The sequence below is a fragment of the Paenibacillus sp. R-74696 genome, assembly GCF_055814915.1.
Genome location: NZ_JBPULM010000042.1, coordinates 105,186 through 120,240, shown reverse-complemented (window position 1 = coordinate 120,240; position 15,055 = coordinate 105,186). Strand labels below are relative to the sequence as shown.

At 53.0% G+C, this 15,055-nt stretch carries 11 protein-coding genes; all 11 read left to right on the top strand.

Annotation, left to right across the window (positions count from 1 at the left end):
• The first annotated feature begins 135 nt into the window (after positions 1-135).
• The 11 genes from ACSR9A_RS20195 (at position 136) to ACSR9A_RS20145 (ending at position 14,854) form a co-directional block, all read left to right on the top strand.
• Positions 136-1,275, top strand: coding sequence for a glycosyltransferase family 4 protein (locus ACSR9A_RS20195; protein ID WP_473759174.1), 1,140 nt, complete (start codon positions 136-138; stop codon positions 1,273-1,275).
• A gap of 4 nt (positions 1,276-1,279) precedes the next feature.
• The gene (locus ACSR9A_RS20190) at positions 1,280-2,779 is read left to right on the top strand and encodes an O-antigen ligase family protein (RefSeq protein WP_473759172.1); all 1,500 of its coding nucleotides are present in this window, start codon (positions 1,280-1,282) and stop codon (positions 2,777-2,779) included.
• On the top strand, positions 2,779-3,936 hold the full coding sequence (locus ACSR9A_RS20185) for a glycosyltransferase (protein WP_473759170.1): 1,158 nt from the start codon (positions 2,779-2,781) through the stop codon (positions 3,934-3,936). The genes ACSR9A_RS20190 and ACSR9A_RS20185 overlap by 1 nt, the downstream gene beginning before the upstream one ends.
• A complete protein-coding gene (locus tag ACSR9A_RS20180) occupies positions 3,929-5,230 on the top strand; it encodes a glycosyltransferase (protein WP_473759169.1) in 1,302 nt (433 codons plus the stop codon). Before ACSR9A_RS20185 ends, ACSR9A_RS20180 begins: the two co-directional genes overlap by 8 nt.
• A gap of 103 nt (positions 5,231-5,333) precedes the next feature.
• Positions 5,334-6,209 carry a UDP-N-acetylmuramate dehydrogenase gene (murB, locus tag ACSR9A_RS20175; protein ID WP_341279563.1) on the top strand — a complete coding sequence of 292 codons (876 nt, stop codon included), beginning with the start codon at positions 5,334-5,336 and terminating at the stop codon, positions 6,207-6,209.
• 198 nt (positions 6,210-6,407) lie between these two features.
• Positions 6,408-7,745, top strand: coding sequence for a UDP-N-acetylglucosamine 1-carboxyvinyltransferase (locus tag ACSR9A_RS20170; RefSeq protein ID WP_473759168.1), 1,338 nt, complete (start codon positions 6,408-6,410; stop codon positions 7,743-7,745).
• A 1-nt stretch (position 7,746) separates the two neighbouring features.
• Entirely contained in the window at positions 7,747-9,054 is a 1,308-nt protein-coding gene (locus ACSR9A_RS20165) for an oligosaccharide flippase family protein (RefSeq protein WP_473759167.1), read from the top strand.
• A 27-nt stretch (positions 9,055-9,081) separates the two neighbouring features.
• Positions 9,082-10,071 carry a glycosyltransferase gene (locus tag ACSR9A_RS20160; RefSeq protein ID WP_473759166.1) on the top strand — a complete coding sequence of 330 codons (990 nt, stop codon included), beginning with the start codon at positions 9,082-9,084 and terminating at the stop codon, positions 10,069-10,071.
• Positions 10,072-10,282: 211 nt separating this feature from the next.
• Entirely contained in the window at positions 10,283-11,716 is a 1,434-nt protein-coding gene (locus tag ACSR9A_RS20155; protein ID WP_473759165.1) for a sugar phosphate nucleotidyltransferase, read from the top strand.
• A 13-nt stretch (positions 11,717-11,729) separates the two neighbouring features.
• Entirely contained in the window at positions 11,730-13,484 is a 1,755-nt protein-coding gene (locus ACSR9A_RS20150; protein ID WP_473759164.1) for a phospho-sugar mutase, read from the top strand.
• Positions 13,485-13,522: 38 nt separating this feature from the next.
• Complete coding sequence (locus ACSR9A_RS20145) at positions 13,523-14,854, top strand: UDP-glucose dehydrogenase family protein (RefSeq protein ID WP_473759163.1); 1,332 nt, start codon at positions 13,523-13,525, stop codon at positions 14,852-14,854.
• Positions 14,855-15,055 lie beyond the last annotated feature (201 nt).

The following is a 15,055-nucleotide window of genomic DNA, read 5'->3' as shown; positions in this document are numbered from 1 at the left end:
GTTAGCGTCCGATTTTTGCAGCTTCATTTTTACCGCAAAGACGGTTTATTCAGAAAATGAAGCTGCAACAGCGGCCGGAGACCAACCTTTTCACGCAGCTTTCCCCTATATGCCATAAGACAAAGGAGTTGCCCTATGAGAGTGGCTATCGTTCATGAATGGCTGGTAACCTATGCAGGTTCAGAGAAGGTAGTGGAACAACTGCTGAATATTTACCCTGATGCGGACCTGTTCTGTGTAATTGATTTTCTGGAAGAGAAGGACCGCCATATGCTGAAGGGAAAAAAGCCAATTACAACTTTTATTCAGCAGCTGCCTTTTGCGAAAAAAATGTACAAAACCTATCTTCCTTTTATGCCGCTAGCGGTCGAGCAGTTTGACTTATCCGGCTATGATGTCATCATTTCCAGCTCGCATGCGGTCGCGAAAGGCATTATTACGGGGCCTGATCAAATTCATATTTCCTATGTGCATACGCCGATCCGTTATGCCTGGGATTTGCAGCATCAATATTTAAGCGAGCTGGGCAAGCTGAAGCAGCTCGTATCCAAGCTGCTGCTGCACCAAATTCGCATGTGGGATGTGCGGACAGCGAACGGAGTAGACGTGTTTCTCGCGAACTCGTCTTATATCGCCCGGCGCATTCACAAAATTTATCGCCGCCAGGCACAGGTTGTCTATCCGCCAGTTGAAGTGAAGGCGTTCGGCAATCATTCCAATCAGGATCGGAAGGAATATTATTTTACCGCCTCGCGGCTTGTGCCGTATAAGCGGATTGATCTGGTCGTCGAGGCCTTCGCCAAAATGCCGGATAAGGAGCTGATCGTCATTGGCGACGGCCCGGAGATGAAGACGCTGAAGCAGCTGGCAACGCCGAACGTCAAGCTGCTTGGCTACCAGCCGAATGCTGTGCTGCTTAAGCATATGCAGCAGGCCAAAGCTTTTATTTTCGCAGGCGAAGAGGACTTCGGCATTAGCATGGTCGAGGCTCAGGCAGCGGGAACGCCAGTTATTGCCTATGGCAAGGGCGGTGCTCAGGATATCGTCAAAGGACTGGGCGAAAACAATCCTACCGGCTTGTTTTTTGAGAAGCAGGATGCGGATTCGGTTATTGACGCGGTACGGCAGTTTGAGCTGCTGTCCTGGATGATTACGGATGCGAACTGCCGCCAGAACGCCCAGCAGTTTTCGGTGGAGGCGTTTTTGTACCACATTTCCAGCATTGTCAGCGGCAGCTTTAATGAACGGTTTAAACCGATGAAAGTGCAGGCCTAGCTCGATGCTTGCCCGTTTGCCGAACAAGCTGGCGCTTTATGCCGCAATGCTGCTGTCACTGGGCGTTATATGCCTCGCTTCCGTGCAGCATATTTACGTGCTGCTGTTCGTTGCTGCTGGAGCGCTCGCTTATGTCGCGATTAGGAAAGACGCCGTTTATTATGTCGTCATCCCGGCGCTGCTGGCCTACCAGTTGTATTTGCCGCTTGCGGTTTCGGTAACGCTGTCGAGTCTCGTGCTGGTTATGCTTCTGCTGCGCTCGGCGTCGCAAGGAAAGCTGATGCATTATTTTCGCACACAGCGGCTTGTTAAATATTATGTCGCCCTGCTTATCGCGATGGCGGTGGGCATTATTTATGCCCCGGACCGGGTACTCGGCTTTAAGCTGATTGCCTATTCCATCATAGGTCTGCTCGCTTTGCTGGCGGGCTACTATTACCGAGCTCGCGGGCTCTCCGTTGAGCAGACGCTGCGCGGTATTCAGCATGTGTATTTGCCGATTGGCTTGCTGAACATTTATTTTATTATTGCGCCTGACCAGGAGCTGCAATTTTTAAGGTCGAAGATCGCGAGCTTCCTGATCGAGCCGAATACGCTGGCGGCGTTGATTAATGTAGATATTAAAGCTAATATATTGGACCCCTTTAAAGCGGGAACCTTGTTCGTTAATACGAATGTGGCTTCGGTTTTTTTCGGCATGATGCTTTGTATTGCGCTGTCGCTGCTGCTTCGCAAGGGCGGCCTGCTGCAGCTCGGCATCTGCTTCATTTATTTAGGAGCTATGCTGGCGACGCAATCACGAGCTGGCGTGCTCGCGCTAGGCATTGTGGTGCTGGCTTATGTGTGCATCCGGTTCCGCGTGCAAAAGCTGTTCAAGCTGTCGCTGCTGCTTGTCATACCCGCAGCGATCATACCTTTTATCGTTACAGGCGACATTATTACGAACTTGACGAGCAGGCTGAATGCCGATGCGATCGAAGGCGATCCCCGGACCTACATTTGGAAATTCACCTTCCAAAACTTTGCCGAGCATCCGCTGCTGGGCCTTGGCTATGGCGGCTGGGAGCGGATTTTTCCTTTCTACGCAGCGACAGTCGGCTTCAGCAGCAAATATCCACCGCATAATTTGTTTGTCATTATGTGGACTTGGAGCGGCTTGTTCGGACTGATTGCCCTCATTTTGCTGCTTTTCGGCATTTTGTGGCGCGGCATTCGCCGTTATTATCGCACGGGCTCGGCTCTTGACAGCTGTGTAGTAGGAGCAGCACTGTTCGTTATCGTGCAAGGAATGTTTGATAATTTTTTCCTGCATGATCTGCGGGTCGCATCCGTGTTTTTCTTTCTTGCGGGGCTTATTTTGTACGAGCAGCGGGAGGATAGCGATGAAGCGCGAAGCAGCAACGATATCAGAAGCCAGAGCGGAAATCAGGCGGGGAGCGGCAATGGCCAAGCGGTTCAGGAGCGGGCTTTGATGCCGCAGACGGCAGAAGTTGGAGGGAAATGATGAGGATTGGCGTACTGAGAAATACCTTTTTGCCTGCATCGGAAACGTTTATTTATGAGCAGCTGAATCAATATCGGAATGTGCAGGTGGAGGTCATTACCCGGGAGGTCGCGAATCGCGATAAATTCCCTAATCAATGGAGCATTAACACAATTGTGGGCGCAGCAGGGTCGTCGCTCCAGAAGAAGCTGACGAAGCTGCTTTACACGCTGACACTGACCTCGACTCGTCATATTAACCGGATCGTTGAGCAGCGCGAGATTGAGCTTGTGCATGCCCACTTCGGGGTAGATGCGGTATATGCGGTTCCCGTCTGCAAGGAGCGCGGCATTCCGCTGTTCGCTACGTTTCACGGGTACGATATTACACGACTCCCGAAGCTGATGCCTGGGCCGCTTTCCTGGCTCGTCTATTATGTGAAGTTTAAGCGGCTTGTGCGGGACACGACGTTGTTCCTTGCCGTATCGAACCATATTAAGCAGAAGCTGATGGCGCATGGCGTGCCCGAGCAAAAGATCAAAATCCATTACATCGGCATCGATTTGAATAAGGTTTTTTATCGGGAAGCACCGGACCGTGACACGATTACGATTATGACCGTTGGCCGGCTGACCGAGAAGAAGGGCATCGCTTATTTAATTGAAGCGTTCCACCGATTGGCAGCCCGGCGCAAGCATGTGCGCCTCGTCATTGCCGGAGACGGACCGCTGAGGCAGGAGCTGACTGAGCTTGCTGCATCGGGAGCCGGGAGCGGGCGAATAACGTTCCTTGGCAGCATACCTCACCATGAGGTGCTGCAGCGGCTCAGCGATTCGGATATTTTCTGCTTGCCGAGCGTAACGGCGAAGGATGGCGATCAGGAAGGGCTTGGCATGGTCATTTTGGAAGCTTCCGGAACGGGTCTACCTGTTGTTGCCACCAGCAGCGGAGGTATTAAGGATGCGGTGCAAAATGGCAAAACCGGCTATTTGGTAGAGGAGCGCAGCGCCGCCCAGCTGGAAGAAAAGCTCGATATGCTCGTAACCAGCCAGCCGCTGCGCGCAGCCATTGGACAAAATGGCCGCGCCTTTGTTGAGCAGCAGTTCGATCTGCGCTTGCAGACGGAGAAGCTGGAGCAGCTCTATAAACAATATATTGGAGAGAAGCAGCATGTCTAAGCCATTTATTATTGTGTCAACCGCCGATTGGGATAACCCCTTCTGGACGAATAAGCAGCATATTGCCGACAGGCTTGCGGGCCGCGGACATCAGGTGCTGTATCTGAATTCGCTCGGCCTCCGCAAGCCTTCAAGCAATGGCAAGGATATTAAGCGCATTATAAAGCGGCTCAGTCAATTTTTTAGCGGGCTGCAGCAGAAAAAAACAAATCTATGGGTATGGTCGCCAGTCGTCATCCCTTATCAGCGGTTCAGCTTCGTTCGGAAGCTGAACTTTTTTATTGTCCGGCAGTATGTGAAGCATTTCGCCCGGAAGCTTGGGATGGAGGATTACGTGCTGTGGACATACAATCCGCTGACGCAGCCGCTGTTGAATATGCGCGAGCAGCTGTCGGTTTACCACTGTGTAGATGAAATTTCCGCGCAGCCCGGCATGCCCGAGCAAATTATTAAGGAGCAGGAAGCGCGGCTGGTGGAGGATGTTGATGTCGTGTTTGCTACGGCTCCCAATCTGTATGAGACGCGCAAGGCGATTAACGAAAGCACCTATTACAGCCCGAATGTAGCGGAATTCAATCATTTTAACAAGGCGTTGTCACCGGATACGGACATTCCCGCGGAGCTTTTGCAGATGAAGGGCCCCAAGGTCGGCTTCATTGGAGCCATTAGCGGCTATAAGCTGGATTTGGCATTGATCGAAAAGGTCGCGTCCCGCAACCCTCATGTGCATTTTGTGTTCATTGGACAGGTGGGAGAGGGCGATCCTTGGACCGATGCAGATCGGCTTGGCCAGACGCCGAACATTCATTTGATCGGGCCGAAGCCGTACAACGAGCTGCCGGGTTATTTGAAAGGCTTCGATGCCTGCCTGCTGCCAAACGTCATCAACGAATACACGACGAATATGTTTCCGATGAAATTTTTTGAATATTTATCAGCAGGCAAGCCGGTTGTCATGACGCCGCTGCCAGCGGTTCGGGATTATTACTCCTACTGCTATGTTGCGGCAGATGCTGATGCCTTCGACAAGCAGCTGGGGCTGGCGCTGAATGAGGGACTGCTTGGCAATTACGAGCAGTTGATCATGGATCGCGTCGCCGAAGCGAAAAAGCATGACTGGGAATCGCGCATTGATACGATGCTTGCCGTAGTGGAGGCGCATATCAAAGGTGCAGGCGCACCTGAGGCGCTGCGGGCAGCGAACTTGCCAGGAGCAGCGGCGCTGGGCGCACCTGCTTCACCAAGAAGCAGCAAAACTAGCAAAGCCGCTCGCAGCGTGGGCAGCAAAGCGTAGTCTTGCAGCCTAGCATCAGCGGCCAGCTGCTGTATTTGTGCTAGCTGTGCTCTATCATGCAGCGATATTAATCGAAAAAGACGAGGACAGAGGAGTGGAGAGCTTGTTCGAACATATTGTGCACGAAGCGAATGTTCCGCTGAGCCGCATTACGACGATGAGCGTTGGCGGCCCTTGCCGTTATTACGTCGTTCCGAAAAGCGTGGAGGACATTCGTTTTGTAACGGCGATCTGCGAGCGTTTTGGCTGGAAGCTGCTCATTATCGGCAATGGCTCGAATGTGCTTGCAGGCGACGAGGGCTTTGATGGCGTCGTCATGCATGTCGGCAAAGGCTTGAAGGAATACGGTCTTAAGGATGGCGAGCTGTACGCCGAAGCTGGAGTAGCGCTGCCAAGGCTGGCGTATTCCATGGCGAACGAAGGCATCGCCGGATTTGATTTTATGGCTGGCATCCCCGGCAGTGTAGGCGGCGGACTCGTCATGAATGCTGGCTGCATTGGCAAGGAAATCGGCGATGTCGTCAGCAGCGTCACGCATGTCAGCGACACGGGCGAGGTGATTACGAGCAGCGCCGAGGAGCTGCAGTTTTCCTTCCGCCGGAGCTGGTTTCTGGATCGGCGGCACATTATTGTGAGCGCGCGCTTCCGGGCTGAACCCGCAACGGATTCAGCGCAGGTGATGGAAGCAACGAAGCGGGCGGCGGATATCCGCAAGGGCAAGTTCCCTATCAATGTCAAAACGGTGGGCAGCACCTTCAAAAGCCCGCCCGAAGGCCCGCATCCCGGCAGACTGATCGAAGAGGTCGGGTTGAAAGGATTTGTTATTGGCGGCGCACAGATTAGTACGGTGCACGCGAACTGGATCATTAATCAAGGCAGTGCAACAGCCAGCGACGTAAAGCGGCTCATTGAGCTGATGCAGACGACAGTAGCCAAGCAGCTCGGCATCCAAATGGAGCCAGAAGTGTTGTTCGTATAAATAAAACAAAAGGGTGAGGGAAAAGGCGAGCGGAGTGAAAAGGCTGGTTGGAGAAGTGGAACGTCCGATTTTTGCAGCTTGATTTATACCGCTAGAGCGGTTGATTCAATAAATGAAGTTGCAACAGCGGTCGGAAACCAGCCTTTTCGCGCAGCGATGTTCCTTTTTCTGCCCCCTTTAAAAAGGGAGAGAAAGCATATGGTACAAGCTCATTCAAGAGCGCTCGGCACAAAAAGGATTTCGGAGCCTTATTTATTAATTGAGGGAGGTTATCCCCTTTCAGGTGAAGTGTCGCTTCCCGGTGCCAAAAACTCGGCGCTGCCCGCTATTGTGGCCGCCTGCCTCTCCGATGAGGAGGTCGTGCTGCATAATGTGCCGCTTGAGCTAAATGATGTAGCCAAGCTGATCAAGCTGCTGAACGATTCCGGCGCAAACGTCGAAATCAAAGGCGACGAGCTTCACTGCAAGGGCAGCGCGTGGATGGGCGGTACGCTGAATGCCGAGCTGGCGGGCAAAATCCGCCACTCCTTGCTGCTGCTCGGAGCGGCGGCGCACTGGCGCAGCTCGCTGTTCCTGCCACTGCCGGGCGGCTGCAACATTGGCAGCCGCAAGCATGACATGCACGTCAGCGCGCTGCAGGAGCTTGGCTTCGCGATGGAGGAGAGCGAGCTGGGGCTTCACTTGCGCGAGAGCCAGCCGAAGGAACGGACGGTTATTACGTTCCCGTATCCAACCTTTGGCGGGACGCTGAACGTTTTATTCGCATCCGTTCGTTCGAATGCGGTTGTTGAACTGCATAACGCCGCCCGCAATCCCGAGGTGCTGGATGTCATCAAGCTGCTGAACGATATGGGGGCAAATATTGAATGGCTGTCATCGAACAGCCTGCAAATTACGGGCGTAGATCGTCTGCACCGCGCAGACTTTACAGTGATGAGCGACCGTATTATCGCTTCAACGATTATTTCGGCAGTTGGTGCAACGAAAGGCTCGGCAACGATTCGCAATGCAACGACCCGCATCCTGGAGTCTGAAGTAGCCGTATGGCGGCAGGCGGGCCTGAAAATAGAAGAGATCGACAACGGCATTTATGTGGAATGGAATCGGCCGCTGGAAGCAGTGAACGTCACGACGGCTGCTTATCCGGGCTTCCATACCGATATTCAACCGCTGCATACCGTATTGATGATGAATGCAAGCGGCACGAGCGAGCTCAAGGAGACGATTCTCGATGGACGTTTCTCCTACTGCTACGAGCTGAATAAGCTTGGCGCGAACATCGAGGTGAAGGATGGCGGCTTCCTTTGCGTCAATGGGGCAGCGGGACAGACAGCTGTCATTCACGGCGTAGATGAGCTGTATGGCACCGATCTTGTTGCAACCGATATTCGCGGCGGAGCGGCGGTCGCGGTTGCTGCGCTGGCTGCTGTTGGGACAAGCCGGATTACGAATTTGTATCAGCTGGAGCGGGGCTACGGCAACTTCACTGAAATTTTCACAGCGCTGGGCGCGCAGATTATGAAGGTGAACCACTAGCATGCTGTTCCAGATTTTAACGACGATCGGCACCCGGCTGCTTGTATTATTCGGAGCTTTTATCGTTTCGGTACTGACAGCCAGGCTGCTGGGTCCCGAAGGCAAAGGGATGATAACGGCCATACTCGTCATCCCTACGCTCGTTGTGACAATCGCCGATCTTGGCATCCGGCAGGCGGCTGCTTATCTCATCGGTAAAAAATTATTTAACTATAACGATATTGTATCGACCTTATTATTTATGTGGTTAATTTCCTCCTCCCTCAGTGTGGCTGTCGTTATGGGTATATTGCTGCTCCAGTATGGAGGAGAGTACAGCTGGGAGCTGCTCGTCATTTGTACGCTGACGGTGCCCGTCAATCTAGCGATTCAATATTTACGCGGCATTATGCAGGGCAAAGGCAATATTGGCAGCATTAATAAGGTGGAAATTATTAAGACGGCACTTAATTTCATCATTTTGCTTATTTTTGTCTGGGCGCTTGGCATGGGAGTTCTCGGAGCGGCTCTGACGCAGCTGCTGATGGCGGCGTTCACGTTAGGCTACTCCATGAAGCTGCTGCTGGGCGAAGTGAAATTCAAGTTCAAATACATTCACCCCATTCCGCAGCAGATGATGCGGCAGGGCTTCTCTTTTGCGCTTGCGCTGTTCATTATTCAGCTTAATTACCGGGTGGACGTCATTATTTTGGAGCGGTTCACGAATGTCATCGAGGTCGGCATTTATTCGGTTGGCACGAATCTAGCAGAGCTGATCTGGCAGCTGCCGGCTGCTATTGGGCTCATTTTATTTTCACGCAGCGCAAGCTCAAGCAGCAGTCAGGCGGCAGTAGAACGGACGGCAAAGCTGATACGCGTCATTATGCCTGTACTTATCGTGTTCGGCGTCTTCTTCTGGTTCATGTCGCCGCTGTTTATCCGCCTGCTGTATGGCGCTGATTTTGCCGAATCGGGACAGGTTATTCGCTACTTGCTGCCGGGCATCATCGCCATGGTGCTGTTCAAGCTGATTCATTCGGACCTGTCGGGCAGAGGCGCGCCGCTGTTCTCGCTGCGGGTATCGATTATTGCACTCATTATGAACGTCGTGCTTAATTTCATTCTCGTTCCCAAATACGGGGCGGTTGGGGCGTCGATTTCCTCCAGCATCAGCTACATGTATGCGGGCGTCGCTTTTATTATTTTTTACGCAAGGCGTGAATCAATCAGCTTGAGCAGGCTTTTAATTTTAAACAAAGAGGACTGGACGCAAATCAAAAGTAAAATCGGCTCAATCGGCGTTCGTTTCATGAAGCTGCGAAGCCGCTAAAGGGCCAAGGATAACGGAGATGAGGACATGCTGGTATCGATCATCACGGTGTATTACAACCGGGTCAATCAAGTGAAGGAGTCGATTCAAAGCCTGCTTGACCAGACGTATGCGAATACGGAAATTATTTTGGTTGATGACGGCTCGACGGACGGCACGCTGCAGGCGCTGGAAGCTTTTGAAGATCCGCGCATTCGGCTGATCAGCCACAGCAATCGCGGCTTCACCCGTTCGGTCATTGAAGCGGTGAAGCAGAGCAAGGGCGAAGTCGTAGCCATTCATGGCTCTGGCGATATTTCGTTCCCAGAGCGTATTGAGGAGCAGGTAAAGGTGCTGCAAAGCAGGCCGGATGTTGGTGTCGTTGGCTGTATCGTCGAGAACGTCAACAAGGTGACGAACACAACGACGATTTATAACAAGTACAAGCAGGGCATTAAGGGCATCGATCAGCTGCTGCAAAATAACTTCTACACCCACGGCGAGGTTATGTTCCGCCGCGATGCTTACGAGCAGGCGGGCGGCTACCGCGAGCTGTTCAAGTTCACGCAGGATTACGATTTATGGCTGCGGATGGGGCTCGTCACGGAGTTTGCGCTCGTCGAGAAGCTGCTGTATCGCAGATACACATTGCCTGACGGCGTAAGCGGCTCCGTTGAAAAAATGATGGTGCAGCAATATCTTGCTGAGCTGGGCAGACAGTGCGCTGAGCTTCGTATTCGCGAAGGGCGCGATCTGATTGACCGCTACGGCGTGCATGCCCTATTTTTCCTGAAAAGATCGAAGCGCCTCGCGCTCAAGCTGTTTAATCTCGGTGTTTCCGCCATTGTAAATGAACGGGACATGGATAAGGCGAAGCGGCTCGTCAAGCTCAGTCTGGAGCAAAATTGGACGGCAAGAGGCAGCGTACTATCGGGGCTGCTGGCTGTGCTGACCCGTTTCGAGGGCGGCAAAAAAGCGATGCTGTCGATGCTGCTCTTGCTGCGGCAGGTGAAGAAAAAGGTAGAGAAAGCGGCGTAAAGCTAGTGCCGCTATATTGAAGCATTTTGAAGCGTGGTGAAAAAGCGGAGCTTTTCAAAATATAAGAAAGTATAAGTATTCTCTTTATACTTGGCTTATATTTCACCGCGAAACGTTAGCATTACTGCCAGAGGACGGCAAAGCCGTTTACGCTTGTGCAGCGCAGCTTTACTTCACCACAGTTTCAATTGCAAAAGGAGGAGCAAAACCAATGAAGCTGATTCTTTTATCCGGCGGTTCAGGCAAACGGCTGTGGCCGCTGTCTAATGATGCAAGGTCGAAACAATTTTTGCGAATTTTGGATGGGCCCGGCGGGCTAAAGGAATCGATGGTCGAGCGGGTATGGCGCCAGCTTGGCGAGACGGGCCTGCAACGCTCATCCTATATCGCCGCCGGCAAGGCGCAGGAGGAAATGATTCGCGTGCATGCGGGCTTGTCGGTGCCGCTCATTATTGAGCCGGAGCGTCGTGACACATTCCCGGCTATCGCATTATCGGCGGTTTATTTGTACTCCGTTGCTGGAGTCAGCCTGGATGAAGTCGTGACGATTCTCCCGGTTGACCCCTATGTGGAGGATGCCTTCTTCCATAAAATAAGCGAGCTTGCGCAGGTCATTCACGATTCTGGCTGCGATATGGCGCTGATGGGCGTCAAACCGACCTTCCCATCGGAAAAATACGGCTACATCGTGCCGGAGACTGACGAGCCTAAGCTGATTATTAATGCGGCAGGCGACGTCATGGAAGCGGAAGTGATTGACGCAGAAACAGGCAATGCCCGCTCGTACCGGCTTGTCCGGCACTTCACTGAAAAGCCGCGCGAGGACGCGGCATCCGAGCTGATGCAGCGCGGAGCGCTTTGGAACTGTGGCGTGTTCGCCTTCAAGCTGGGCTATTTGATTAATCTGCTGATCGAGAAGCGGATTCCAATTCAATACGATGAGCTCGTCAATCAATACAGCACGCTGGTGAAGACAAGCTTCGATTACGAGGTCGTGGAGCGGGCGAAGCAGGTCGCCGTGCTTCCTTTTGACGGCTGCTGGAAAGACCTTGGCACCTGGAACACACTGACGGAAGAGATGGGAACGTCGGAGCTTGGCGAGCATATTACAACAGAGCTTGCAACGGATACGCATGTCATTAACGAGCTTGGAATTCCGATTACGATTCTTGGCATCAAAAATGCCATCGTCGCTGCGAGTCCTGACGGCATTCTGGTGTCCGACAAGGCGTCCAGTCCGCGTATTAAAGAAGTGCTGAAAAATCGCGACAAGCGCCCGATGTACGAAGAACGCAGATGGGGCTACTATATCGTGCTTGATTATTTGAAATATCCGGACGGCAGCGAGGTCATGACGAAGCGCGTCTGCCTCGATAGAGGGAAAAACTTCAGCTATCACTATCATAACAATCGCTGCGAGGTGTGGACGATTTTGTCCGGCGAAGGCGAAATGATGCTCGATGATCAACTGCGGACTTTAAAGGCTGGCGACATTATTAACATCCCTCTGGGCAGCAGACACTGCCTGCTTGCCCGGACACCGATGGAAATGATCGAGGTGATGAGAGGAACGCAGCTTGTAGAAGAGGAGAGCGTCAGGCTGGAAGCGGATTGGAATGACATTATGCAATATTGCATGATTTGAAGGAGCTAACAGGATGATGAATGCTATTGCAGAGCAGCTGGATTATGCGATTGATCGGAGATACGAGCGCTGGAGGGAAGCAGAACTGCCCTTTTACCTTCGAAAAGAGCTCGGAGAGCTTGGAGCTGGCGATTTGACCGACCGCTTCTACAAGCATCTTCACCTTGGGCCGGAAGGCGTGCGGGAGAAGGTGGGCGCAGGAACGAACCGGATGAATATCTACACGGTGCGCCGCATCGCGCTGGCGCTTGCTGGGGAAATTCGCAGCGGCGGCGAGGAGGCGAAGCAGCGCGGTGTTGCGATTGCTTTTGACAGCCGAATTTTATCGCGGGTGTTCGCGGAACAGGCAGCGCTCGTGCTGGCCAAAAACAGAGTGAAGGTTTATCTTTTCGAGCAGGCCCGTCCTACGCCAGAGCTCTCCTTCGCTGTCCGTTTTCTGCATGCGGCAGCCGGGCTGATGATTACAGCCGGCCATTATCCTTATGATTACAATGGCGTCAAGCTGTTCAGCTCAGATGGCGCTGTTATGGCGCCGGAATACAACCAGCTCGTAGCAAGGCGCATGGAGGGCATCGAGGAGGAGGTTGCGATCAAGCTGATGGATGCGGAGGAAGCGGTGCGACAGGGGCTTCTTGTACTCGTCGGTACGGAGGTGGACAAAGCTTACCACCACAAGCTTGCGGGCATCATCGTTCGCCCAACTGCCTTTCGAGCGGGGCGCACGCGTCTGCGCGTCATTTATACGCCGCTGCATGGCAGCGGAGGGCAGACGCCGCTTGCGCTGCTGAAGCAAATGGGCTATCGCGATGTGGAGAGCGTGCCAGAGCAGTTTCAGCCAGACCCGCTTTTCCCGACCATCGATGAGCCGGACCCTAACAATCCCGATTCTTACAGGCAGGCGCTGCTGCTGGCCGAGCGGAAGCAGACGGATCTGATTATGGCGACCGATCCCGAATCGCAGCAGCTTGGTGCAATGGCAAGGGACAAAAGCGGCAAGTGCCGCCTGCTGTCTGCGAACCAACTGGGTAGTCTGCTGCTTGAATATCTTTGTACGCAGAAGCGGGCGAATGAGCCGGTTTACCCAGCAACGTTTTACAAGTCGCTGCTAACGACGGAGCTTAGCACAGCGATAGCAAGGCGCTACGGTCTTCATATCGTAGAGACGCCGCCGGGCTTCCGCCATATTGCCGCTCGTATAGCGGAAGAAGAGCAGCTCGGGGCGAGAAAGTTTTTTTTCGCCTTTGATGAGACGGGCGGCTGCCTGCCGCAGGCGTTCGTCAGAGATAAGGATGCGATGCAGACGCTGCTGCTCACAACAGAGATGGCGGCTTTTTATAAAAGCCGCGGCCTGACATTATGGGATCAGCTGTACAAGCTTTATGAGGCATATGGCTTTTATTTGGAGGATCAGGTCAGCCTGTCCTTTCCCGGCCTTGAAGGCTCGCAGCGGCTGCGCAATGTGATGCGCAAGCTGCGGGGCGAAGTGCCGGAGAAGCTTTCCTCGCTGCGGATTCTCAGTATTTATGATTCCGAGGAGCACGGCGTGAAAGCGCTGGGCTTCAGCAAGGAAGCCGCGAATCAGGAGCTGGGAGCAAATGTGATCAAATATGTTTTCGAGGATGGAGCTTGGTGCGCATTGCAGCCTACCGGAGCAGGAACGTCGCTGCGGCTTTATTACGGAGCGAAGGAATGGAGCGAGGTGCGCTGCAGGCGCAGGCTGGCAGCCATTCGTACGGCGCTGCTCTACGATATGGAGACGATTTTATAATAGAATATTTTAAAATAAATGATAGGAGCTGGAGCTTGATGAACGTAACAGTGATAGGAACGGGATATGTAGGGTTGGTATCGGGCGTATGTTATGCGGAGAAAGGCAATCATGTCATCTGTGTCGATAAGGATGTAAGCAAAATCGAGCGCCTTCGCAGCGGTGAAATTCCCATTTATGAGCCGGGGCTCAAAGAGCTGGCCGATAGCAATACGGCGGCCGGTCGCCTCTCCTTCACCGATGATCTGACAGAAGCGATGGCTCTGGCGGATGTTGTCATTATTGCGGTAGGCACGCCGCCACTGCCTAATGGCGAGGCAGATATGCGGTTCGTCGAGCTGGTAGCGCGTGAAATCGGCTATGCGCTCAACGGCTATAAGGTTGTTGTTGTGAAAAGCACAGTGCCGGTCGGCACGAACGAACGCGTTCGCGGCATTGTGGCAGCGATCAGCGATTACCCGTTCGATATTGCCTCCGTTCCTGAGTTTCTGCGCGAGGGCTCAGCCGTCAAGGATACTTTGAATCCAGACCGCATCGTTATCGGCTCGGAGAGCACGCGTGCAGCAGAGGTACTGACAAGCCTGCACAAGCCGTTTACCGACCAGCTGATTATGACGGATATTCGCAGCGCCGAGATGATCAAATACGCCTCCAATGCGTTTCTAGCTACGAAAATATCGTTTATCAATGAAATTGCCAACATTTGTGAAAAGGTAGGCGCGGACGTGACGGAGGTTGCCCACGGCATGGGGCTGGACCGCCGGATTGGCTCCTCCTTCCTGCGTGCCGGCATCGGCTATGGCGGGTCCTGCTTCCCGAAGGATACAAAGGCTCTCATTCAAATAGCGGGCAACGTCGAATATGACTTCAAGCTGCTCAAGTCGGTCGTAGAGGTCAATCAGCATCAGCGCTACGGCGTCATCGACAAGCTCAAACGGGCGCTAGGCAGCATGCATGGCAGACGCATTGCCATTTGGGGCCTTGCATTTAAGCCGGAAACCGATGATGTAAGGGAAGCGCCCGCGATTGAAATTATTGAATCGCTGCTTGCGCTTGGAGCGATTCCACGTGTAACTGACCCCATTGCGGTCGAAAATTTCCGTTCCCTGCTGAATCACCCATCTATTGAATGGTGCGATTCCGCGCTTGATGCAGCGAAGCAATGCGACGCTGTCTGCCTGCTCACGGAGTGGGAGGACTATACGAAGCTCGATCTCAAGGAAGTAGAACGCGTCATGGCGAGCCCCATTCTCATTGACGGCCGCAATGCGATCAGCAAAGAGCAGCTGGAAGGCACGCTGTTTGCCTACTATCCGGTGGGCAGACCTATGATGAACATCGAAGACATTGCGATACATGAATTGATTTAAGTCGATTAGTTGGATTAGCTTGATGAAAAACCAGCGAATTCAATAGATTTAAACGGTTTTGAACGGTTTCAAATAGGTGATACATAGTGTTCACCGCTGCTTTTCCTACTGTTAAAAAAGAAATGCTAGAAGGATTTTTGAAAAGGCAAGCGGAGTGGGAGGTTTGAGTTGGAGAAGCGGGAGCGTTCGTATTTGCCCCTT